The organism is Rosenbergiella gaditana (assembly GCF_018494065.1).
Lineage (GTDB): Bacteria > Pseudomonadota > Gammaproteobacteria > Enterobacterales > Enterobacteriaceae > Rosenbergiella > Rosenbergiella gaditana.
The window spans coordinates 33,209-56,346 of record NZ_JABBFR010000009.1 but is presented as its reverse complement, the minus strand read 5'-3'; the positions used below and the strand labels follow the sequence as shown (position 1 = coordinate 56,346).

Sequence of the window (23,138 nt, the reverse complement as noted above, 5' to 3'; positions counted from 1 at the left end):
CAAAATATCATTGGTGTAATCTGCCCACTTTTAGGCAGAGAGACTATGCAATTACTTGCTTATGCACGACTGCTAATACTGGCTTGTCAGCCATTGATATTTATGGCTCAGATCATTGAAGTTCCCTTAATGTTAGGGATAGTAATGATGGGATTACTATTCGGCCGAAGCCGGTCACGTTATTGGCACTACTTGGGAATTACCTTACTCTTTTTTGTCTATGGCCAATGGGTGGCACACTCGATGGTGACGAAAATTAATGCATGGGGTGAACAGCGACTCAGTGCAGAAGTGGTCATCTCTGAACACCATACTTTGACCGGCAGAACGAAAGTGAGCCTGAAAAAGGTCGCGGGGCAATTACAGTTTCCTGCGTATGACGTGTGGATCAACCAAACTGTGGCAAGTGACTATTGTGTCGGTCAACGTTGGCGAATGATCTTACGTATACGACCCGTGCATAGCTTGCTTAACGAAGGGGGGTACGATAGTCAGCGCAATGCACTGGCCAAAGATGCCCCGTTTACTGGAAAGATCATCGACCAACAGCTAATAGATGCTACGTGTTCCCTTCGGCATAAACTTGATACGGTCTTCATGCAACAGAGTGCTAGCTCCCCTTGGCAAGGTATCTCGCGTGCCTTAGTCTTTGGTTTGCGAGATCATATTCCTGCAGAGGCAAGTCGACTATTTCGTGAAACAGGAATCGGCCATTTAATGGCGATTTCAGGTATGCATATTGGTTTAATTTTTTTATTGACTCGCCGAAGCTTAACGCTTGTCTTAGCGGTGCTACCGTTACGGTTAATGCAGATAAGGGTGGCTGAAGCGGGAGGATGGCTAGCGAGCGGTTTCTACTGTTATCTTTCTGGCGCGCAACCCTCGGCAATGCGCGCGATGTTTGCGTTAACGTTTTGGCTCATTGCAAAAAGTTTTTCGATCAATCTTTCAAGCTTCCATATTCTTTCACTCTGTGTTGCCTGTTTATTAACGCTCAACCCAATTATGATTTTATCGGATAGCTTATGGCTGTCGGTATTAGCTGTTTTTGCCCTATTAATTTGGTATCAATGGTTTCCTTTACCGCCTACTTATCGTCAAGGTAAAAGATACGCTATTGTGCGCTTACTGCATTTACAGTTGGGCATTATGCTCTTATTACTTCCTGTACAGATATTTTTCTTTCATGGGGCAAGTTTTACCTCGTTGGGCGCAAACATCGTCGCCATCCCCCTTGTAAGTGTAGCAATATTACCGCTCTCCTTTTTGTTGACCATTCCTTGGCCAACATTTCTCATCATTGGATTACTGCTTATACATGACAGTCTGTATAGCATGTTATTCCGAGTGTTAAGGATGCAAGGAGAGGGGTGGCATTATCTTGCTGCTGCCCCCTTAATGGCGATTAGCGTGTGGGGAGGTCTTATCATATGGCGTATTAAAGGATGGCGATATTATCCACTGAGTATTAGTGCCTTAGCCCTAAGTGTAGCCAGTTGGCGTCTACACCCCTCAGAGATAGTGTGGCGAGTTGATATGCTGGATGTAGGGCATGGATTAGCGGTGATCGTTAGCCAACAAGGGGAAGGGATCATTTATGATACCGGTAATCGCTGGCAAACCGCAGATGCAGGGGAGCGGGTTATCGTCCCCTGGCTGATTGACCAGCAGATCACACCCATTGCGGCGATTATTAGCCACCGTCACAGCGATCATGTAGGAGGGTTAGACAGTATCAAAAAGGTATGGCCCAGCCTCTCGGTGAGAACCGCTTATCCTTATGCGGGTCGCTTAACGTGTAAGCGTGGCGAAAGTTGGCAGTGGCGGCGCTTGACAATCCGGGTGCTCTGGCCAGAAAACGACCAGACATCGGGTCAAAATAATGACTCTTGTGTCGTGTATATTAGCGATGGTCAACACCATCTGTTATTAACCGGAGATCTTGAGAAAAAAGCAGAGCAGCAGTTAGTCATCTTAGAGAGAGCAGGGTTAGCGGTTACCTGGTTGCAAGTCCCGCATCATGGGAGCCGTACCTCTTCAAGTTCGTTATTATTAAGAAAGTTCAAGCCTGATTTAGCAATGGCCGCAGTGGCGAGATACAACGCGTGGCGTTTACCCGCGAAAACCGTGGTAAAACGCTATCAAGATCAAGGGGTACAGTGGCTTGATACCGCGCAATCAGGACAACTCTCGTTACGTGTGAAAGCAGACACTTTTGAAATTTTACAATTTCGTGATCAAATTTCACCCCGATGGTACCATCAATGGTTTGGTGTAAAACCCGATTACCGGTAAACTACCCGTCAATGTTAAAAAACGTGAAGAAATAATGCACTTAGACAAAGATCTCTCAACGTGGCAGACGTTTCGTCGTCTCTGGCCAATGATAGCCCCCCATAAAGCAGGACTGTTTATTGCTGCTGTTGCCCTTATTCTTAATGCGGTAGGGGATACTTTGATGTTATGGCTACTTAAACCTCTGCTTGATGATGGGTTTGGTAAAGCGGATAAATCAGTCTTGCTTTGGATGCCATTAGCGGTCGTTGGCTTAATGTTAATGCGCGGTATCACCAGTTATGTTTCCAGTTACTGTATCTCTTGGGTATCAGGTAATGTGGTGATGCGCATGCGTCGCAGTTTATTCGGCCATATGATGAGTATGCCAGTCTCCTTTTTTGACCAGCAATCCACGGGAACCCTCCTCTCCAGAATAACCTATGATTCTGAGCAAGTGGCCTCTTCATCATCCAGTGCGCTCGTTACGGTGGTGAGAGAAGGTGCATCGATTATCGGTTTATTCGTTTTGATGTTCTATTATAGCTGGCAACTTTCACTCATATTGATTTTGCTCGCGCCGATTGTCTCCTTCACGATTCGCTTAGTCTCCAAGCGTTTTCGTAATATCAGTAAAACCATGCAAAACACCATGGGTGAAGTGACGACCAGTGCAGAGCAGATGCTCAAGGGCCATAAAGAAGTGCTGATTTTCGGCGGCCAAGAGATTGAAACGCAACGCTTCGCTGTGGTCAGTAATCGGATGCGTCAGCAAGGCATGAAATTAGTGAGTGCTTCATCGATCTCCGATCCTATTATTCAATTAATTGCATCGTTAGCGCTAGCGTTTATCCTGTATGCAGCCAGCTTCCCCGCAGTGATGGATACCTTAACCGCTGGAACCATTACCTTAGTCTTCACTTCGATGGTTTCGTTAATGCGCCCACTTAAATCATTAACTAACGTTAATGCTCAGTTCCAACGAGGCATGGCAGCGTGTCAGACGCTATTCAGTATCCTTGATGCTGAGCAGGAAGTGGATAATGGACAACGCACCACACAGCGTGCTCAGGGTGATATCGAATTCCGTAATGTAACCTTCACCTATCCGGACCGTGAAACACCAGCGCTCAAAAATATCAATCTGACATTGCCTGCGGGTAAAACTGTGGCATTGGTTGGGCGTTCAGGCTCAGGTAAATCGACCTTGGCCAGTTTATTAACGCGTTTTTATGACATTCAATCGGGACAAATTTTATTGGATGGCCATGAAATCACTGACTATAAGCTGCAGTCACTACGTAACCAGGTAGCGTTAGTTTCACAGCATGTACATCTCTTTAACGATACCATTGCTAACAACATTGCGTATGCACGATCTGACCAATACAGCCGTGAAGATATCGAAAACGTCGCAAAAATGGCACATGCCATGGACTTTATTTCTCGTATGGATAATGGATTAGATACCGTGATTGGTGAGAATGGGGTGCTGCTATCGGGTGGTCAGCGTCAGCGTATCGCGATTGCACGTGCACTGCTTCGCGATTGCCCAATCTTAATCTTGGACGAAGCGACCTCTGCCTTGGATACTGAATCTGAACGAGCGATCCAATCGGCCCTAGATGAATTACAACGTAATCGCACTTCATTGGTTATTGCGCACCGTTTATCAACCATTGAGAAGGCCGATATGATTGTGGTGGTAGAGGATGGTCAAATCATTGAGCGCGGCACGCACCAAGAACTTCTCGCACAGGCGGGTGCTTATGCGCAACTCCATCGTATCCAGTTCGGACAATGATTGCGCGCTTATGGAGTGGTGAATCGGCAGGGTGGAGACTCCTTTTACCACTCTCCTGGCTCTATGGCGCTATCACTGCTGGCATCCGTTTTGTCTATCGGTCTGGGCTAAAGAAAAGCTGGAAAGCACCCGTTCCGGTTGTGGTCGTGGGTAACCTCACTGTAGGGGGAAATGGTAAAACGCCTGTCGTGATCTGGTTAGTCGAACAGCTTCAACAACGCGGCTACACGCCTGCGGTAGTATCTCGGGGCTATGGCGGCAAAGCGCAGCATTATCCTTTACTCCTGAGCAAGGATACACCTGTCGCCCAAGCGGGTGATGAGCCGGTGCTCATTCATCAACGGACAGGTGCTCCGGTTGCCGTCGCGCCGAAACGTAGCGAGGCGATTCAAGCCCTGCTGCAGGCACATAAAGATATTTCGATCATTATCACCGATGATGGTTTACAGCATTATGCCTTACAGCGCGATATTGAGATCGTGGTGGTGGACGGTGAAAGACGTTTTGGTAATGGCTGGTGGCTTCCTGCGGGGCCGATGCGTGAACGGGCTTCACGCTTAGCAAGCGTCGATGCGGTCATCACAAATGGGGGCGAAGCGAAAGCGGGAGAGATCCCCATGCGTCTTGTCCCACGGCAGTGGATCAATTTGGCTACGGGGCGCGCGCAACCGCTAGCAGCTTTGGCAGATAAACCCTCAGTGGCCTTGGCGGGTATTGGCTATCCACCACGTTTTTTCTCAACCCTACGCGCGAAAGGTATTGTGCCCGAGAGAGAGCATGCTTTTAACGATCACTATGCTTACACCTTTGAAGACATCTCGGGATTAGCGGGCCCCGGCTACGCTCTGCTGATGACGGAGAAGGACGCGGTTAAATGCCGAGGTTTTGCTTTAGATAACTGGTGGTATTTGCCCGTTGAGGCACAATTTCCTCAACCTGACGCTGAGGTTTTACTCAATAAAATATTGGCACTGCTACCCACTGCTAACTGTGGAAATACCCGTTAGCAGCTTACTTCATTTATTCATTTGGAGGTTGTATGGATCATCGTTTAGCGGGCATCGTCGCATGCCCTGTGTGTCACGGTAAGCTTGACTACCATCCTCAAGAACAAGAGTTAATTTGTAAACCCGATAGGTTAGCCTTTTCGATCCATGAGGGAATACCGGTATTATTGGAAAATGAAGCCCGTAGCTTAACTGCGGATGAGAGCTAACAATGAGCTTTGTGGTAATCATTCCGGCACGTTATGCCTCATCGCGGTTACCGGGTAAACCTTTAGCCGACATTCACGGTCAACCGATGATTGTTCATGTGTTGAATCAAGCACGGGCTGCGGGTGCTGACCGAGTCATCGTCGCAACCGATCACGCTGACGTAGCGGCAGCGGTTGAAGCTGCAGGCGGTGAAGTCTGTATGACCCGTGTCGATCATCAATCGGGCACTGAACGTTTGGCAGAGGTGATTGAAAAATACAAATTTGATGATTCGACAATTATTGTCAATGTGCAAGGTGATGAGCCGTTGATACCGCCTGTTATCATCAAACAAGTGGCAACTAACTTAGCCAGTGCCGAATGTGGCATGGCAACGCTATCGGCACCGATTACTGACGCGCATGAGGCCTTTAATCCTAATGCGGTCAAAGTCGTTACCGATAAACAGGGCTACGCACTGTATTTTTCGAGAGCCACTATCCCATGGGATCGTGAGCGTTTTGCGCAGTCTCAGGCCACTATTGGTGATCAGTTCCAACGTCATCTCGGGATTTATGCTTACCGCGCAGGATTTATTCGACGATATATTACTTGGGAACCTTGCCCGCTCGAGCAGTGCGAATTACTTGAACAACTACGAGTATTGTGGAACGGTGAAAAAATCCACGTCGCACTAGCACAAGTGATACCCACTGTAGGGGTTGATACGGCTGAAGATCTTGAAAGAGTGCGAGAAGTCTTAGCGTAATGCCTTGGTTAGCCCTCAGGGGCTAACCTTGAGTCATCCACTGCCAAGCCCTTCCTAAACCCTCATACCAAGCCCGTTCACTATGGCTCAGCCAATAAGACGAAGGTATAACTCGCTCCCAACTATTTAGTGGTGAGTGAATGGCTAACTGATTGGCAGGTGCCGGAATGGGTGATAAATGTTGCTCAGCGAAAAATTGCAGGGCTCTTGGTAGATGATTGGCGGAGGTCACCAAAATAAAAGGTTTATCTCCGAGTAATTGTTTCACGGCAATCGCCTCTTGGCGAGTATCACGAGGGGCATCCAAGGTTACCATTTTATCTTTGGGGATCCCGAGTGTTTCCGCGACCTGTTCAGCCACGCTTGCATTGCTGCGTGGATTATCACCCGCGGCGGCCCCGGTAAAAATAAGTTTAGCCGAGGGGTTCATTCGCCATTGTCTGATCCCTTCTGTGATCCTTGGTAAACTGTTTCCTAATAAGTTGGAACTGGGCGCCCACTGTGGGTTATAAGTGTATCCGCCACCGAGTACGACAATTGCTGCAACGTCTGTGGGATGGTTTAGGGTTGGGTAGTGGTTCTCAATCGGTGTTAATAAGCGGTCGGCAACTGGCTGTAAACTTAATAATAGCAGCAGAAGCCAAGCAGTCGTAAGGCAGATTTTAGCAAGGCGTTGACGTTGACTACACCACAATAAAAACAGTCCAACACCAAGCATTACTAATAAAAATGGAAGCGGTAGCAATAAGCCACCTATTATTTTTTTTAGTGTAAACAGCATAGATAGCACCGAATTGAACGAAAAAACAGCACCCAACACAGGATTCTGCAGGCAATAGCTCCATTCATATTAGAGCTGTGACAAAATAGCATATTTCCTCTGTCGTTTATGCGGAGTATCACTATGATGGATCGGAATTTTGATGATTTGGCAGAACGTTTTGCCCAAAACATCTATGGCACCCTTAAGGGGCGTATACGACAGATTATACTCTGGGAAGAGTTAGATCAGATTTTGGCGACTTTTCCCAATGCTGCTTTATCGATTCTTGATGCGGGAGGGGGGATAGGTCAAATCTCTGCCGGCTTAGCGCAGCGTGGTCATCACATTACGTTATGTGACGTCTCTGAGCAGATGTTGATCCGTGCGAAACAGCACGCAAAAGAGCAGGGTGTTGATTCGCAGATGACGTTCATCCAAACCAGTGCTCAACAAATCGGTGAGCAGCTGGAAAATCCTGTCGACATCGTCTTATTCCATGCGGTGCTTGAGTGGATCGCCGAGCCTGAAAAAACACTCGCTGCTTTATTCGACACCTTATCACCGGGTGGCGTGTTATCATTGATGTTTTATAACGTTCATGGCTTAACGCTGCAGAATTTAACCTTAGGCAATTTCGGTTATCTTAACGCTCATATGAAGAAGCGAAAGAAAAAGACACTTTCGCCTGATCATCCAAGAGATCCGGCGGATGTAGAGCAATGGTTACAAAACGTTGGTTTTGACATTGAAAGCAAAGCAGGAATTCGAGTGTTCAGTGACTTCATCCGCGATCTGCCTCCTTCAGCAAACGGTGAAGAGGGGATTATAGAAATGGAACGGCGTTACAGTCGTCAGGAACCTTTTATGAGTTTAGGGCGTTATATCCACGTCACGGCACGTAAGCCCGCAATAAAGGACGAGCTATGAGTGATTTTACCCAGACCATACCTGAGCTAGTGTCGTGGGCCCGTAAAAGTGATTTTGCTATCTCTCTTCCCGTTGAGCGATTAGCCTTTCTACTCGCCATCGCAACGCTTAATGGCGAACGTATTGAGGGCGAGTTAACGGAAACTGAATTATTAGATGCTTTTAAGCATGTCAGTAATGTCTTCGAACAGAGTCCAGAAACGGTTGAGCTTCGCGGTAACAATGCAATTAACGATATGGTTAAGCAGCGCATTCTTAACCGATTCACCTCCGAGCAAGCCGAAGGCTATGCAATTTATCGCTTAACACCTTTGGCGATCGGCATAACAGACTATTATGTGCGGCAAAAAGAGTTCTCAACCTTACGCTTGTCGATGCAGTTATCCATAGTAGGTCAGGAACTGAAACGCGCTGCGGATGACGCTCATCAGGATGGTGATCAATTCCACTGGCACCGCAACGTGTTTGCACCGCTTAAGTATTCGGTCGCAGAAATCTTTGACAGCATTGATTTAACTCAGCGTCAAATGGACGAGCAACAACAGCAAATCAAGCAAGAGATTGCAGACTTATTAAATAAAGATTGGCGAGCCGCTATCTCCAGCTGTGAAATCTTGCTTTCGGAAACGTCGGGAACCTTGCGTGAACTGCAAGATACCTTAGAAGCGGCGGGCGATAAACTCCAAACCCATCTCTTGGTTATTCAAGAGTCGATCTATGGCATCCCTGACCTGTCCTATATCGATAAATTAATTTTCGAATTGCAAAATAAATTAGACAGAATTATCAGTTGGGGCCAACAAGCCATCGATTTATGGATTGGTTATGATCGCCATGTGCACAAGTTTATTCGGACAGCGATCGACTTAGATAAAAACCGTGTCTTCGCACAGCGGTTAAGGCAATCAGTACAGGGCTATCTCGATGCGCCTTGGGCATTAACCTACAGCAGCGCTGAACGGTTATATGATACGCGTGACGACGAAATGACGTTACGCAACGATGATGTGATGGGGGAACTTCCGCCAGAACTAGAATTTGAAGAATTTAATGAAATTCGCGAGCAACTGGCGGCGATGATCGAACAAGCGCTTCAGGTCTATCGACGTGAAGGCAAACCGCTAAATCTTGCAGAGGTAATGAAGCTTTATCTCGCACAATACCCTCGAGCCCGACATTTTGACCTAGCACGCATTGTGGTTGACCAAGCGGTGCAGTTGGGGGTTTCTGAAGCCGATTTAGCAGGATTGCCTGCTGAATGGCACACTATTAATGAATATGGCGCTAAGGTGCAGGCACATGTCATCGACAAATATTGAACAAGTAATGCCAGTTAAATTGGCACAAGCTCTTGCTAACCCCTTATTTCCAGCCTTAGACAGTCAACTGCGTGCGGGTCGCCATATTAGTCTGGAAGATCTTGACCAACATGCTTTGTTGATGGACTTCGAGCACGAACTTGCTGAGTTTTATACGCGCTACCATGTGGAATTAGTTCGTGCACCAGAAGGATTCTTCTATCTCCGTCCACGTTCGACAACCTTGATTGCGCGTTCGGTGCTGTCGGAATTAGATATGATGGTCGGTAAAATTTTATGCTACCTCTATCTCAGTCCTGAACGATTAGCGAATGAGGGGATCTTTACCTTTCAAGAGCTATATGACGAACTGTTAAGTTTGGCGGATGAGAGTAAGTTACTACGTTTTGTCAATCAACGTTCCACCGGGTCTGATGTAGACAGAGCAAAACTACTGGATAAGGTACGTTCCTCCTTAAACCGCTTACGACGCTTAGGAATGGTGTGGTTTATGGCGAACGATAGCAGTAAATTTAGAATCAAAGAGTCAGTCTTTCGTTTTGGTGCGGAAGTCCGTAGCGGCGATGACCCACGAGAAGCGCAATTACGCTTAATCCGTGAAGGCGAAGCGGTAGAAATAGAAACCGGTTCAGGCCTGACTGATGAAGAAAAGGAGAGTGCCGATGATGATGTGGCCGAGGGGCAACAAGAAGGTGATGACGCATGATTGAACGTGGAAAGTTTCGTTCGCTTACCCTAATAAACTGGAATGGCTTTTTTGCCCGTACCTTTGATCTCGATGAATTGGTCACGACCTTATCAGGCGGTAACGGAGCGGGTAAATCAACGACAATGGCGGCTTTTATCACCGCGTTGATCCCTGACTTAACCCTTTTGCACTTCCGTAATACTACTGAAGCCGGTGCAACAACGGGTTCACGGGATAAAGGATTACACGGTAAACTTCGACCAGGTGTCTGTTATGCTGCGTTAGACGTTGTTAACTCCCGTGGACAGCGCTCATTAGTTGGTGTGAGGCTACAACAAGTGGCCGGTCGTGACAAAAAAGTTGATATCAAACCCTTCAGTATTCACGATGTCCCAGAAGACACGTTACCGACTGATTTATTGACAGAAGTATTGAATAGCCGTCAGGCTAAGGTGCGACCACTAAGTGAAGTCAAAGAACGGATTGATGCGCAACAGGTCATGGCCTTTAAAGCGTACGGTTCGGTCACCGATTATCACAGCATGATGTTTGATCACGGTATCGTTCCTCGCCGTTTACGCAGCCAAAGTGATCGCAGTAAATTTTATCGATTAATTGAAGCCTCACTCTACGGTGGGATTTCGAGTACCATCACCCGTTCACTCCGCGATTATTTGTTACCTGAGAACGGTGGGGTGCGTAAGGCTTTCCAAGATATGGAAGGGGCATTACGTGAAAACAGAATGACACTCGAAGCTATTCGTGTCACCCAAGCGGATCGGAGTCTATTCAAACACCTCATTACTGAAGCGACCCAGTACGTTGCTTCTGACTATATGCGCCATGCCAATGATCGCCGTATCAATTTGGATGGGGCGATTGCACTGCGTCAAGAGTTACTGACGGGTCGCCATCAACTTAACACCGAACAGTTCCGTCATGTAGAAATGGCCCGCGAGCTATCCGAACATGTTGGGGCTGAAGGGGACTTGGAAAGCGAATATCAAGCGGCCAGTGATCACCTTACTGTAGTGCAGAATGCGGTACGCCAACAAGAAAAAATCGAGCGTTATGAAAACGAGATCGAAGAGCTCTCTTATCGTCTAGAAGAGCAACAAGAGGTGGTGGCTGAAGCACAAGAGATCAACGAAGAGCATCAAGCGAACGTTGAGGCCTCTGAGATTGAAGTGGATGAACTTAAAAGTCAGCTAGCTAACTTTCAACAAGCGCTTGATGTACAGCAAACGCGTGCAATTCAATATCAGCAGGCGATAAATGCGCTTCAGCGCGCAAAAGACCTGTGTCACCTTGATGATTTATCGTCTGACAATGCGGCAGAATGGCAGGCACGTTTTCAGGCACGTGAAGAGGATGCGACGCACTTACTGCTCAACTTAGAACAAAAGCTCAGTGTCGCTCAAGCTGCACACAGCCAATTTAATCAAGCGCTAGAACTGGTTCAACAAATTAGGGGTCCCATCAATCGTGGCGAGGCGTGGCAAGTAGGGCGTGAAGTGCTGCGTGAGGCGCAACAACAGCGCCATCTTGCTGACCAATTACCTTCATTACGCCTACGCCTCTCTGAATTGGAACAACGGCTCCGCGAACAGCATGATGCGGAACGTCTGTTGGTTGAGTTCTGTAAACGCCAAGGGCAGCAGTTTGAAGCTGATGCACTAGAGGACTTACATCGCGAATATGAAGCACGTATTGAACAGCTTGGTGCGGGCGTAGACGAAGCCAGTGAGCAACGTTTACTCCATCGCCAATCCTTGGATCAAATCCGTGAAAAAATCAGTACTCTGACCAATCGAGCGCCTCATTGGTTAGCGGCACAAGAAATCCTGACACAATTGAGCGAACAGACCGGTCAAGTCTTTACGCAAAGCAGTCAGGTGACCGAATATATGCAGTATCTGCTGGAACGCGAGCGTGAAACCACCGTCGAACGTGATGAAGTGGCAAGCCGTCGACGTCAAGTTGAACAGCAAATCGAACGCCTAAGTCAACCAGGCGGAGCGGAAGATAGTCGCTTAAACCATCTGGCTGAGAAGTTTGGTGGTGTGTTGTTATCGGAAATTTATGATGACGTTACCCTTGAGGATGCGCCTTACTTCTCGGCATTATACGGTCCTTCTCGTCATGCGATCGTTGTTCCAGAATTGGCGCCAGTACAGGCACTATTAGCCGATCTTGAAGATTGTCCTGAAGATCTCTACTTGATTGAAGGGGATCCACAATCCTTTGACGACAGCGTCTTTAGTGTTGAAGAGTTGAACCAAGCGGTAGTGGTTAAAACCGCTGATCGTCAGTGGCGCTATTCACGTTTCCCGAAAGTGCCTCTGTTTGGTCGCGCAGCACGTGAAAACCAATTGGAACTTCTCTCTCAAGAGCGTGATGTGTTAAGCGAAAAATATGCCACACTCTCTTTCGATGTCCAGAAGTCACAGCGCCTACACCAATCATTCAGTCGCTTTATTGGCAGCCATTTGGCCATTGCTTTTGAACAAGATCCTGAAGCGCAAATCCGCCAGCTCACAACGCGTCGTACCGATATTGAACGGGCGATGGCGCAACATGAAGCGAATACGCAGCAGCAACGTCAGCAATTTGAGAGTGCCCGTGAAGGCGTTGCACACCTCAACCGTCTCCTTCCACGCGTTAATTTACTGTTAGACGAGACGTTAGCGGATCGATATGAAGAGCTACGTGAACAGGTTGAAGAGGCGCAAGACGCTGCGCGCTTCTTACATCAATTTGGGCAGAAATTAGCCAAATTGGAACCGATGATTGGCGTACTACAAAGCGATCCGGAACAACATCAACAGTTACAGGACGATTACCACACTGCACAGCAGCAGCAGCGTGCTTACCGTCAGCAAGCCTTTGCCCTGACGGAGGTGGTCCAACGTCGTGCGCACTTTAACTATTTTGAAGCAGAAGGAATGGTTGATGGCAATAGCGATTTAACGCAAAAATTACGTCAGCAGTTGGAACACGCCGAGAGCGAGCGTGCCGAGCTTCGTGATCGCCTACGCCAGCATCAGCAACAATTAGCCCAAAGCAGCCAGTTGCTTGCCTCGTTAAAAAGCTCTTACGACGCGAAGCGTGATATGCTCTCTGAGCTGCAACAAGAGATGCAAGCACTGGGAGCAAAAGCTGATCCGAATGCAGAGCGACAAGCAAAAGAATTGCGAGATTCACTCTACCATCAGTTAAGCCATAACCGCGCTCGTCGTCATCAATTGGAAAAACAATTGACCTTCTGTGAAGCGGAAATGGAGTCCTTACAAAAACGCTTACGTAAGGTTGAACGGGATTATAGCCAGAGTCGTAATCAGGTCGTCAGCGCTAAAGCAGGTTGGTGTACGGTCCTGCGTTTAGTTAAAGAGAACGGGTTGGAGAGACGCTTACATCGTCGTGAACTTGCCTATCTCGGCGGCGATGAACTGCGCTCAATGTCGGATAAAGCGCTGGGGGCATTGCGCTTAGCAGTGGCCGATAATGAACATTTGCGCGATGTATTACGACTCTCAGAAGAGCCACGTTTTCCAGAGCGCAAAATTCGCTTCTTTATCGCGGTTTATCAGCACCTGCGTGAACGTATTCGTCAAGATATCATCCGTACCGATGACCCTATCGAAGCTATCGAACAGATGGAAATCGAGCTTAACCGATTAACGGAAGAGTTAACGTCGCGCGAGCAAACGCTGGCGATCAGTTCACGCAGTGCCGCGAATATTATCCGTAAAACGATTCAACGCGAGCAAACACGTATCCGCCAATTGAACCAAGGTCTACAAGCGGTGAAATTCGGGCAGGTCAATAGCGTACGCTTAAATGTCAATGTCCGTGAAGCACACTCAATGCTCTTGGAGACGCTGGCTCAAGATCATGAGCAGCATCAGGACCTGTTCAATAGTCAACGCTTGACCTTCTCTGAAGCCTTAGCGAAACTTTATCAACGTCTTAATCCCCATATCGATCTAGGGAGCCGCACTCCACAAGTCATCGGTGAAGAATTACTGGATTACCGTAATTACTTGGAGATGGAAGTAGAAGTGAATCGCGGCTCTGACGGATGGTTACGTGCCGAGAGCGGGGCGCTTTCGACGGGTGAAGCGATCGGTACCGGGATGTCTATTTTGGTCATGGTGGTACAAAGTTGGGAAGATGAATCTCGTCGTTTGAGAGGGAAAGATATTTCTCCGTGTCGCTTACTGTTCTTAGATGAAGCGGCCCGTCTTGATGCACGCTCAATTGCCACACTCTTTGAATTATGTGAACGGCTTGAGATGCAATTAGTGATCGCGGCACCAGAAAATATTAGCCCGGAAAAAGGCACGACGTATAAATTAATACGTAAAGTCGTTAATGAGATTGAGCATGTTCATGTGGTTGGATTAAAAGGATTTTCCCCTGAGGTCTCCCCAGCACAGGTCCCCTCGGAATCGTTGAATGAACTAAATTAGATAAAGCAGAATTATCAATTTTTCCCGATTAAACGACATTTGATTATAACAAATGTCGTTTTTTCGTTTACACTTCAAAGGAAGAAAATAATAAAAAACATTGAACTTTTTGGTGCGTGTCTAAACAAGGTAAGGAGTCAGGGATGTTTCTAAAGTGTTTTCAACTCAAACCGGTATTGCTATTCGGCGGTATGTCACTAGCGATCGGCAGTTCAATGGCAGCGCAAGCAGCCCCTGAACAGGCGAGCTCACCTATCAATCATACTAATACTTCTAGCCCGCGTATTTCTTCGGTCTACCAAGCCTTACCCTCCGGTGTTTCGCCCTACTATGGAAGTTTGTTGACCTCGATCTATCGTCAATATCATCAGCAACCGTTATGGACGGATGAAGCCGCCATTCACAGTTTTGAGCAGCAGCTTTCTGAGGTGGCATTATCTGGCGTGCAGCCGCAATTTGCTCGGTGGCTATCGGTCTTAACCCGTAGTGACTTATCCAGCGATGCACGCGATGTAGTGCTTTCCGACGCGTTGTTAGGTTATTTGCAATTTGTGAATGCTGCACCCGCACAAGGGGAAAGTTGGTTTTATGGTCCGAACGGTTTTCGCCTCACTGCACCAAGTTCATCATTAGTAGGACGCTGGATACAAGCCGTAAATCATGGTACCACTCAGCATTTTATCGATGGATTGATGCCACAGCATCCACAATATCGTCCGATGCAAAAAGCGCTGGTGGTATTACTGGCTGATAATAAACCTTGGCCAAAGCTGGAGTTGAATAGAACATTACGTCCTGGCGATAGTGACCCTTCGGTACCGCAGCTTAGACAGCTCTTAGTGCGTGCAGGTTGGCTAAGTGAGGCGCAAGCCCAAGCCTCAATTCCTGCGGCCTCTGAACCTGCTCAGTCTCCGTCACCTGAACCTCAACCGGTCAGTGCAGCGAGTCAGCAAAGAATGTTATCCCCATCACCGGCATCGTCAACGTCAATGCCGGTAAGCAGTGGCCCTGCCGAGAGTATTTATTCCGATGCGATGGTTTCGGCAGTCAAACGATTCCAACATTGGCAGGGGTTAACCGACGACGGTATTATCGGTTTCAAAACCCGTGAGTGGTTGAATATTACTCCGCACCAGCGTGCAACGCTGCTTGCATTGAATATGCAACGTTTACGTTTATTACCTGATGATATGCATAATGGCATCATGGTTAACATTGCCAACTATTCACTGAATTATTATGTAGAAGGCAAGACCATCCTCTCCTCACGCGTTATTGTTGGCCGTCCGGAAAGGAAAACACCGTTAATGCGTAGCGCATTGAACAGTGTTGTCCTCAATCCACCCTGGACGGTGCCGAATACCTTAATTCGAGAAGACTTAGTACCGAAATTACGCAGGGATCCCAGTTATTTAGCGAAGCATAACTTCACCCTCTACTCTGGATGGGGAGCCGATGCAACACCGGTTAATCCAGCAAGCGTTAACTGGCAAACTGTCTCAGCTTCAGCGTTCCCTTATCGCGTACAGCAATCACCGGGACCGCAGAATTCCCTTGGACGCTATAAATTTAATATGCCGAGTTCTGATGCTATCTATTTACACGACACGCCAAATCATGGGCTATTTCAGCAGGATATACGAGCAATCAGCTCAGGCTGTGTACGTGTCAATAAAGCGGCACAGTTGGCCGGTTTGTTACTAAAAGATGTAGGGTGGGATCAGAGTCGTATTTCATCGACCTTGGATAGCCGCACTACTCGACCTATTTCGATTCGTCACCGTATCCCCGTTAATCTTTATTACCTAACGGCTTGGGTCAGCGACGATGGTCAGGCGCAATTCCGTACTGATATCTATAATTATGACCAATTGGCACGATCGGGATGGAGCTCAATCAGTAACGCCGAGAAGTTTTTACTCTAGTTTTCCCTCAGCTGGCGACTAAGCCAGCTGAATTTTTTACTAAGTGTAATTAAGTTGATCGTTCTCATGTCTGAGTCTTGACGAAGGGCAACACTCTGAGTATGGTTCCTCTGTTGTTTTTTTGTCCTCTTGTCTCGCGGATGTTATGCCCATGGAAAAAATTGATTCACATCGCCGTAAATTGCTCTTACTTGGCTCAGCTGCAGCGGGCTTATCTTGCTTACCACACTTCGCACAAGCCTCTTTATCGACCTCGCGACCAAAAATTCTGACGTTGAATAACATCAATACCGGTGAGAGTTTACAAGCAGAATTTTTTAACGGTAAAACTTACAACCCAAGTGAGCTTGCAAGACTTAATCATTTCTTCCGTGATTATCGAGCAGATAAAATTCATGCGATTGACCCACACCTTTTTGAACATATCTACCGTTTACAAGTGATGCTGGAAACTCGTAAACCTATTCAACTGGTTTCTGGTTTTCGCAGCATTGCCACGAACAATCATTTACGGGGTAGAAGTGCTCACAGCGGAGTTGCTAAGCACAGCTATCACACGTTAGGCCAAGCAATGGATTTTCATATTGAAGGCATTGCGCTGAGTAATGTGCGCAAAGCCGCACTTAAAATGAGTGCAGGTGGAGTGGGGTATTACCCTAAGAGTAATTTTGTCCATATCGATACTGGTCCAGTTCGGCATTGGTCCTAACGTGAAGAATTCAATGAGTACTCTTACCTATCAACTGATTCCGGTAACCGCCTTTTCGCAAAATTGTAGCCTGGTGGTCTGTACTAAAACCGCCAAAGCTGCGCTGATCGACCCGGGTGGTGAGGCCGACAAAATTATCGCTCTGCTGCGCCAACATCCCATCAAGTTAGAGAAAATTTTACTGACACATGGTCATTTAGACCATGTCGGCGCGGCAAAGGTATTGGCGCAAGCGTTTCAAGTGCCATTGATAGGCCCCCATCGCGATGACCATTTTCTATTTGAGAGTCTACCTCAGCAAAGTGCAATGTTTGGTTTTCCGCATTGTCCGGTGTTTTATCCAGACCAATGGTTAAATGAAGGGGAGTGTGTAGAACTTGGGGCGGTTAAGTTAAGTGTGTTACATTGCCCCGGCCATACGCCTGGCCATATCGTCTTTTATCAGGCGGAACAACGATTACTGTTTTCTGGCGACGTGCTCTTTAAAGGGGGCGTTGGGCGGAGTGATTTTCCTCGTGGTAACGCGCAACAACTGATCGCGTCTATTGAAAAAAAATTATTACCACTCGGGGATGATGTCACTTTTATCCCCGGTCACGGCCCCGGTTCAACCCTCGGTCATGAACGATTAACTAATCCCTTTCTTCGTTGATTTTTGCCCGGCGGTTGCCGGGCAAGAGTACTTATCGCGTGACATTAATAATTGATTCACAGAGACGGGACATATTTTCTGGGGTCATCCCTGCAATATTGATCCGTCCTGATGCCACAGCATAGATTGCAAACTCTTCACGTAACCGCGTAACTTGTTCTTTGGTTAAACCGCTGTAGGAGAACATCCCATTTTGTTTATTAATAAATGAGAAATCCTGTATGGCGCCTTTTTCTTGTAAAGTCTGTACAAATAACTGACGCATGCGCTGAATACGCTGGCGAACTTCTAATAGCTCTTGCTCCCATATCGCTCTTAGGGTGTCATCATGGAGAATTGTTGTAACGATTGATGCACCATGTGAAGGAGGGTTCGAGTAATTCGCACGGATAACGGCTTTGACTTGACTGAACGCAGCGCTGCCTGCTTGTGGTGTGGTGGTTTTTAGCGTAAAGGCACCCGCACGCTCATTATATAAACCAAAATTTTTGGAGTAGGAGCTACAAACGATAAATTCTTGATGCGATTGCGCAAATAAACGTAGACCCTGTGCATCGTCATCTAAACCTTGACCAAGGCCTTGGTAGGCAAAGTCGAACAGAGGGAGTAACGATTTACGCAGCATGAGCTCAGAAAGCTGCTGCCACTGTTCTAAAGTGGGGTCGATACCTGTTGGATTATGGCAGCAGCCGTGGAGTAGCACGACATCGCCCGCTTCAGCAGACTCTAAAGCGTTAAGCATCGCTGTAAAGTCCAGAGTATGTGTCTCTGGCTGATAATAGGTATAGGTAGCAACGTCTAAGCCACTTGCTGTAAAAATATTGTGATGATTCGGCCAACTGGGGTTACTGACCCAAATGCGTTTGGCTGTCGTATGTTGCGCAAGAAAATCCGCTGCGACACGTAATGCGCCCGTTCCACCAGGGGTCTGCGCGGTATTGAGGCATTGAGTCTCAAGAATAGGATTACCCGCGCCAAAAAGTAAGCGTTGGCTAGCCTGCGCATAGGCGGTATAGCCCTCAATACTGAGATAATTTTTGCTTGTTTCGGTTTCTAATAACTGCTGTTCAGCCTTTTTAACACTGACCATAACAGGGGTATGGCCGGTTTCGTTCTTATAAACCCCTATGCCTAAATTAATCTTATTGGGGCGAAGATCGCTCTTATATAAATCAGCTAACCCCAGAATAGGATCAGCGGGCGCAGCAGGAATTGATTCAAACATAATTACATCCGAATTGAGGTGTCGTGAACTTAGGGTAGCGGTATGCTGAAGTGCGTACAACTCTTACTGATAAATTTTCTGAGAATGATGCAGAGATAAGAGGCTACTGAGCAAAGTAGCCCCTTCCAAGACTTAGAATTGGTAGACAAGACCCGTCGCAACGATATTATCGTTGTTAATACCGAGTTTATTGTTATTACCTAACTGATTAATGCGGTAATCAACGTAGGTCGACATGTTTTTGTTGAAGTAGTAACTCGCGCCAACATCAATATATTTCACTAGGTCAACATCACCAATTCCTTCAACGTCCTTAGCTTTAGATTGAATGAAGGCTAGGGATGGACGTAGACCGAAATCGAATTGGTACTGGGCTATTGCCTCAAAGTTTTGTGTTTTATTGGCAAAACCGGCTTTTGAAACACCGTTAATATCACTGCTTATACGCGTCGCGTTCTGCCCTTCAGCATAAGTGACGGCCACATAAACCGGTGCGCTATCATACTTTAGACCGACGGCCCAGACGCTTGCGGTATCGCCGCTGCCGTAGTCCATATTATGTTGTTTGGTGGTACGGTTTTGCTGTTGGTAAGCTCCCGTGATACCAAAACCATATGGTAGAGCGTAACTGGAGGAAAGACCCCAGCCATCACCATTCGAAAGCTGCGCATTATCGCGTTCGTTTTTACCTTGGTACTGCAGGGCAACGTTTAATCCTTCGATTAACCCGAAGAAATCAGTGTTACGGTAGGTGGCAACACCGGTAGTACGACCTGTCATGGAGTCAGAGTAACTGAAGTTACCGCCAAACTCTGGCAGCATATCGGTATAGCTCAGCGCATCATAAGCGATGGCGTAGTTACGGCCATAATCGATTGAGCCATACTGATTAAAGCGAAGACCGGCAAGTCCTAGGCGGGTTTTATTCCCATCTTGTGCATCGCCGCCTTCAGTATTGTTAGCTTGGATGTTGTATTCCCATTGACCGTAGCCGGTCATATTCTCATTGATTTGCGTTTCACCTTTAAAACCGAAACGAATGTAAGAGAAATCGCCATTATTACTGTTGTCACCCGAAAAATAATGTAAACCAACAGCCTTGCCGTATAAATCTAGTTTATTACCGTCTTTATTGTAAATTTCTGCAGCTTGCGCTGAAGAGAGTGCTAAAAGACTTGGAACCAGTAGTGAAAGAACTTTGCGCTTCATCATTAATACCCTCATTGGCATTATTATTAATTTTTTTTATGTTTTAGATTTAGAAAGCCCATCGCGGGCTCGTATTGAATAGCATTATTAGCACTATTTACAAGTGTGTTGAAACGAAATAAAGATGCACATCACATTTATAGTCGTATCAATAAGTAACATAATGTGACTTTATTTTTGTTGCAATGATCTTTATCAATGGGCAAAAAAAAATCCGCCGAAGCGGATTCTTATCAGAGAGGCTAATGTTAGAAATTTGCGCTGCGAGGGGTACGAGGGAAAGCAATCACATCCCGCACATTTTGTACGCCAGTAACATAGGACACAAGACGTTCGAAGCCCAATCCAAAGCCTGAATGCGGAACAGTACCGTAGCGACGTAAATCACGGTACCACCAGTAATCTTCTTTATTTAATCCCATCTCAGCCAAACGTTGGTCTAATACGTCTAAACGCTCTTCACGCTCAGAGCCACCAATAATTTCACCGATACCTGGCGCTAAGACATCCATTGCCGCAACAGTCTTACCATCATCATTTAAACGCATATAAAAGGCTTTGATGTCTTTCGGATAGTTTTTAACGACGACAGGCGCAGCAAAATGTTTTTCAGCTAAGTAGCGTTCATGTTCTGAAGACAGGTCTATTCCCCATTCGACTGGGTTTTCGAAAGACTGTCCAGAGTTTATAAGAATATCAATCGCATCGGTGTAATCAATCTGGGCAAAATCGCTGCTGACAAATTTCTCTAAACGACTGATGGCTTCTTTATCTACGCGCTCGGCAAAGAAGGCGAGATCATCGGCGCGTTCTTTTAATACTGCGTTAAAGCAATATTTTAACATCGCTTCCGCCAAGGCAGCTGCATCGTCTAAATGGGCGAACGCGACTTCAGGTTCGACCATCCAGAATTCAGCTAAGTGACGACTGGTATTAGAGTTTTCTGCACGGAACGTTGGGCCAAAGGTATAGATTTTAGACAATGCGCTCGCATAGGTCTCACCGTTTAACTGACCTGATACAGTCAGGAACGCCTCTTTACCAAAGAAATCTTGGCTGTAGTCGACTTTACCTTGATCGTTACGTGGCAGATTTTCCATATCCAGTGTCGAGACGCGGAATAGCTCGCCAGCACCTTCGGTATCCGATGCAGTGATCAGCGGGGTTGAGACCCAAAAATACCCTTCTTCATTAAAGAAGCGGTGAATAGCTTGAGCTAAGGTATTACGTACGCGCGCTACAGCGCCAATTAAATTGGTTCGCGGGCGTAAATGGGCGACTTCACGAAGATATTCGATGCTGTGGCGTTTTGCCGCCATTGGGTAGCTATCCGGATCTTCTACCCACCCTACGACCTTGACTGCAGTCGCTTGAATCTCGAAAGATTGACCTTGTCCTGGAGAAGCCACGACAGTTCCCGTCACTTCAACCGAACAGCCTGTAGTGAGGTGCAGAACTTCATCTTGATAATTAGTAAGCGAATTATTTACAACCGCCTGAACAGGATTAAAGCAGGAGCCATCATAAATGGCAATAAAGGAAATACCAGCTTTGGAATCTCTACGGGTACGTACCCAGCCACGCACTGTAACTTCAGACTCTACAGCTACACGACCGTCTAGCACGTCCACGACAGGCACTATGCTCATAATTATCTCTCTGTTAGATGGAATCACTATTGAATTACGTAGGATATGTTACTCAGGCAGGGTAAGTAAACAAGCAAAATAGATAGAAAAAAAGGATTAGGCCAGATTATCTCTGGCCTTAGGTTAGCTTGTACAATTAATCTTCGGTAAGTCGAACGCTTTTTCCAACGCTTTGACGAAAGAAATGTCTTGGCAGATGGTTTTTCCTGGGCTATCAGATAATTTCGCCACGGGTTTTCCATCACAACTGGTCAACTTAATCACAATATTCAATGGGCTAACACCAGGAAGATCGCAAGTGAGACGCGTACCCACACCAAAAATAATATTGATTCGTGGATCGAAGTGGCGGTAGAGCTCCAGTGCTTTATCCAACGTTAAACTGTCAGAAAAAACTAAGGTTTTTTCGCGAGGATCAATCCCAAGAGAGCGGTAATGGTTAATAATTTTCTCGCCCCAGGCAACGGGATCACCGGAATCATGGCGAACACCTTGGTAACGATTGGCAAAATTGAAACCGAAATCGCGCAAAAAAGCATCAGTCGCGATACAGTCAGTCAAGGCGATTCCAAGCAGATCGTTATACTCTTCCAGCCAAGCTTGTAAGGCCGCACGTTGACTGTGCGCTAACTGCGAACTGATCTGCTGATGGGCTTGAAACCATTCGTGGGCTTGCGTCCCGACAGGTGCCAATTGATGGCGACGAGCAATATCGTAATTACTGGTACCCACCAGCCAAGGCACTTCCCTTACCAACTCTGCGACCACGGATTCTTGAACGGATTGGGAGAAGCGTCTGCGTGTACCAAAATCCATTAATTTGAAGCGTGACATGTCGAGACCAGCCGAGTCCGCTTTAAACTTAGCTAATTTAGTATTGAGTAAAGCCAATGCGTCGGCATCTGTGACAGTAGGGGAACGATCACGATGAACGATTTCAGAGATTAGCGCTAATAAAGGCACTTCCCACAGAATAACTTCAATCCAAGGCCCAGTGATAGTCAAGACTAAGTGGCCTTGTTGATTACTCACCTGAACTTGTTGCGGAGTAAACCGGAAAGTCTTAAGCCAATTAAGATAATCAATAGTGAAGAAGGGCAGTGAGGCTAAATAACGATATTCCTCATCCGTTAATGCCAGTTGCTGCATCAGATTAATTTGCGTAGTGATTTCTTCGGCATAACATCCGAGTTGTTCATCACCCCGGCACCGGAACTCTGCGGTGACGGATAAATGTCGATAACGATGAAACACCGCTTGCTGCATATGCAATTTATAAGCATCTGTATCAAGAAGCGTGGTCAGTATCGGAGAAGCAAGTGGTTTCATAGTGCTTATCGGCATCCTTTGGACATTGTCGCTCTGCAGCCCGGCAGAAAAAGTCGTTATATCAGGCAACAGTATAACTTGTCGCACTAAAAAGTGAATTGGATCACATCATAGATTATTAGCGAAATCGAGAATAAATTGTGCTAAATGTTAAATTTATGTTCTTAGAAGAGGCGACTTGCCGTCGAGGACTGGAATCTGGTATAGAGAGCGCCTAGACTTTGACTT

The 23,138-nt window shown here is 46.7% G+C and carries 17 protein-coding genes; 12 read left to right on the top strand and 5 right to left on the bottom strand.

Annotated elements, in window-relative coordinates; genetic code table 11:
* Positions 1–45: 45 nt before the first annotated feature.
* From HH682_RS08185 to kdsB, 5 genes are read left to right on the top strand one after another with little or no spacing between them, the layout of a single operon-like run.
* The gene (locus HH682_RS08185; protein WP_214237094.1) at positions 46–2,295 is read left to right on the top strand and encodes a DNA internalization-related competence protein ComEC/Rec2; all 2,250 of its coding nucleotides are present in this window, start codon (positions 46–48) and stop codon (positions 2,293–2,295) included.
* A gap of 34 nt (positions 2,296–2,329) precedes the next feature.
* Entirely contained in the window at positions 2,330–4,078 is a 1,749-nt protein-coding gene (gene msbA, locus HH682_RS08180) for a lipid A ABC transporter ATP-binding protein/permease MsbA (RefSeq protein WP_214237093.1), read from the top strand.
* Positions 4,075–5,085, top strand: coding sequence for a tetraacyldisaccharide 4'-kinase (lpxK, locus tag HH682_RS08175; protein ID WP_214237092.1), 1,011 nt, complete (start codon positions 4,075–4,077; stop codon positions 5,083–5,085). Before msbA ends, lpxK begins: the two co-directional genes overlap by 4 nt.
* 32 nt (positions 5,086–5,117) lie before the next feature.
* Positions 5,118–5,294 carry a Trm112 family protein gene (locus HH682_RS08170; RefSeq protein WP_214237091.1) on the top strand — a complete coding sequence of 59 codons (177 nt, stop codon included), beginning with the start codon at positions 5,118–5,120 and terminating at the stop codon, positions 5,292–5,294.
* 2 nt (positions 5,295–5,296) lie between these two features.
* On the top strand, positions 5,297–6,043 hold the full coding sequence (gene kdsB, locus HH682_RS08165) for a 3-deoxy-manno-octulosonate cytidylyltransferase (RefSeq protein WP_214237090.1): 747 nt from the start codon (positions 5,297–5,299) through the stop codon (positions 6,041–6,043).
* A gap of 22 nt (positions 6,044–6,065) precedes the next feature.
* Here the strand turns inward: kdsB and elyC are convergent, their stop codons facing one another.
* Positions 6,066–6,824, bottom strand: coding sequence for an envelope biogenesis factor ElyC (gene elyC, locus HH682_RS08160; protein ID WP_214237089.1), 759 nt, complete (start codon positions 6,822–6,824; stop codon positions 6,066–6,068).
* 123 nt (positions 6,825–6,947) lie between these two features.
* On the opposite strand from elyC, the gene cmoM reads away from it, so the two are divergent.
* The 7 genes from cmoM (at position 6,948) to HH682_RS08125 (ending at position 17,498) form a co-directional block, all read left to right on the top strand.
* Positions 6,948–7,733 (top strand): tRNA uridine 5-oxyacetic acid(34) methyltransferase CmoM, encoded by a 786-nt coding sequence (cmoM, locus tag HH682_RS08155; protein WP_214237088.1) that lies wholly within the window; start codon positions 6,948–6,950, stop codon positions 7,731–7,733.
* Positions 7,730–9,052 carry a chromosome partition protein MukF gene (mukF, locus tag HH682_RS08150; RefSeq protein ID WP_214237087.1) on the top strand — a complete coding sequence of 441 codons (1,323 nt, stop codon included), beginning with the start codon at positions 7,730–7,732 and terminating at the stop codon, positions 9,050–9,052. Before cmoM ends, mukF begins: the two co-directional genes overlap by 4 nt.
* The gene (gene mukE / locus HH682_RS08145; protein WP_214237086.1) at positions 9,033–9,758 is read left to right on the top strand and encodes a chromosome partition protein MukE; all 726 of its coding nucleotides are present in this window, start codon (positions 9,033–9,035) and stop codon (positions 9,756–9,758) included. The genes mukF and mukE overlap by 20 nt, the downstream gene beginning before the upstream one ends.
* Entirely contained in the window at positions 9,755–14,212 is a 4,458-nt protein-coding gene (gene mukB / locus HH682_RS08140) for a chromosome partition protein MukB (protein WP_214237085.1), read from the top strand. Before mukE ends, mukB begins: the two co-directional genes overlap by 4 nt.
* A gap of 143 nt (positions 14,213–14,355) precedes the next feature.
* Positions 14,356–16,137: a L,D-transpeptidase gene (gene ldtD, locus HH682_RS08135; protein WP_250318621.1), complete on the top strand. Its 1,782-nt coding sequence runs from the start codon at positions 14,356–14,358 to the stop codon at positions 16,135–16,137.
* A 151-nt stretch (positions 16,138–16,288) separates the two neighbouring features.
* Complete coding sequence (mepK, locus tag HH682_RS08130; RefSeq protein WP_214237084.1) at positions 16,289–16,846, top strand: peptidoglycan L,D-endopeptidase MepK; 558 nt, start codon at positions 16,289–16,291, stop codon at positions 16,844–16,846.
* A gap of 13 nt (positions 16,847–16,859) precedes the next feature.
* Positions 16,860–17,498 carry an MBL fold metallo-hydrolase gene (locus HH682_RS08125; protein ID WP_214237083.1) on the top strand — a complete coding sequence of 213 codons (639 nt, stop codon included), beginning with the start codon at positions 16,860–16,862 and terminating at the stop codon, positions 17,496–17,498.
* 31 nt (positions 17,499–17,529) lie between these two features.
* Here HH682_RS08125 and HH682_RS08120 read toward each other — a convergent pair whose 3' ends face one another.
* From HH682_RS08120 to pncB, 4 genes are all read right to left on the bottom strand, one after another.
* The gene (locus HH682_RS08120) at positions 17,530–18,723 is read right to left on the bottom strand and encodes an amino acid aminotransferase (protein WP_214237082.1); all 1,194 of its coding nucleotides are present in this window, start codon (positions 18,721–18,723) and stop codon (positions 17,530–17,532) included.
* Between the two features lie 132 nt (positions 18,724–18,855).
* Positions 18,856–19,935: a porin gene (locus HH682_RS08115; RefSeq protein WP_275957708.1), complete on the bottom strand. Its 1,080-nt coding sequence runs from the start codon at positions 19,933–19,935 to the stop codon at positions 18,856–18,858.
* 245 nt (positions 19,936–20,180) lie between these two features.
* Positions 20,181–21,581, bottom strand: coding sequence for an asparagine--tRNA ligase (gene asnS / locus HH682_RS08110; RefSeq protein ID WP_214237081.1), 1,401 nt, complete (start codon positions 21,579–21,581; stop codon positions 20,181–20,183).
* A 123-nt stretch (positions 21,582–21,704) separates the two neighbouring features.
* Positions 21,705–22,910: a nicotinate phosphoribosyltransferase gene (gene pncB, locus HH682_RS08105; protein WP_214237080.1), complete on the bottom strand. Its 1,206-nt coding sequence runs from the start codon at positions 22,908–22,910 to the stop codon at positions 21,705–21,707.
* Positions 22,911–23,138 lie beyond the last annotated feature (228 nt).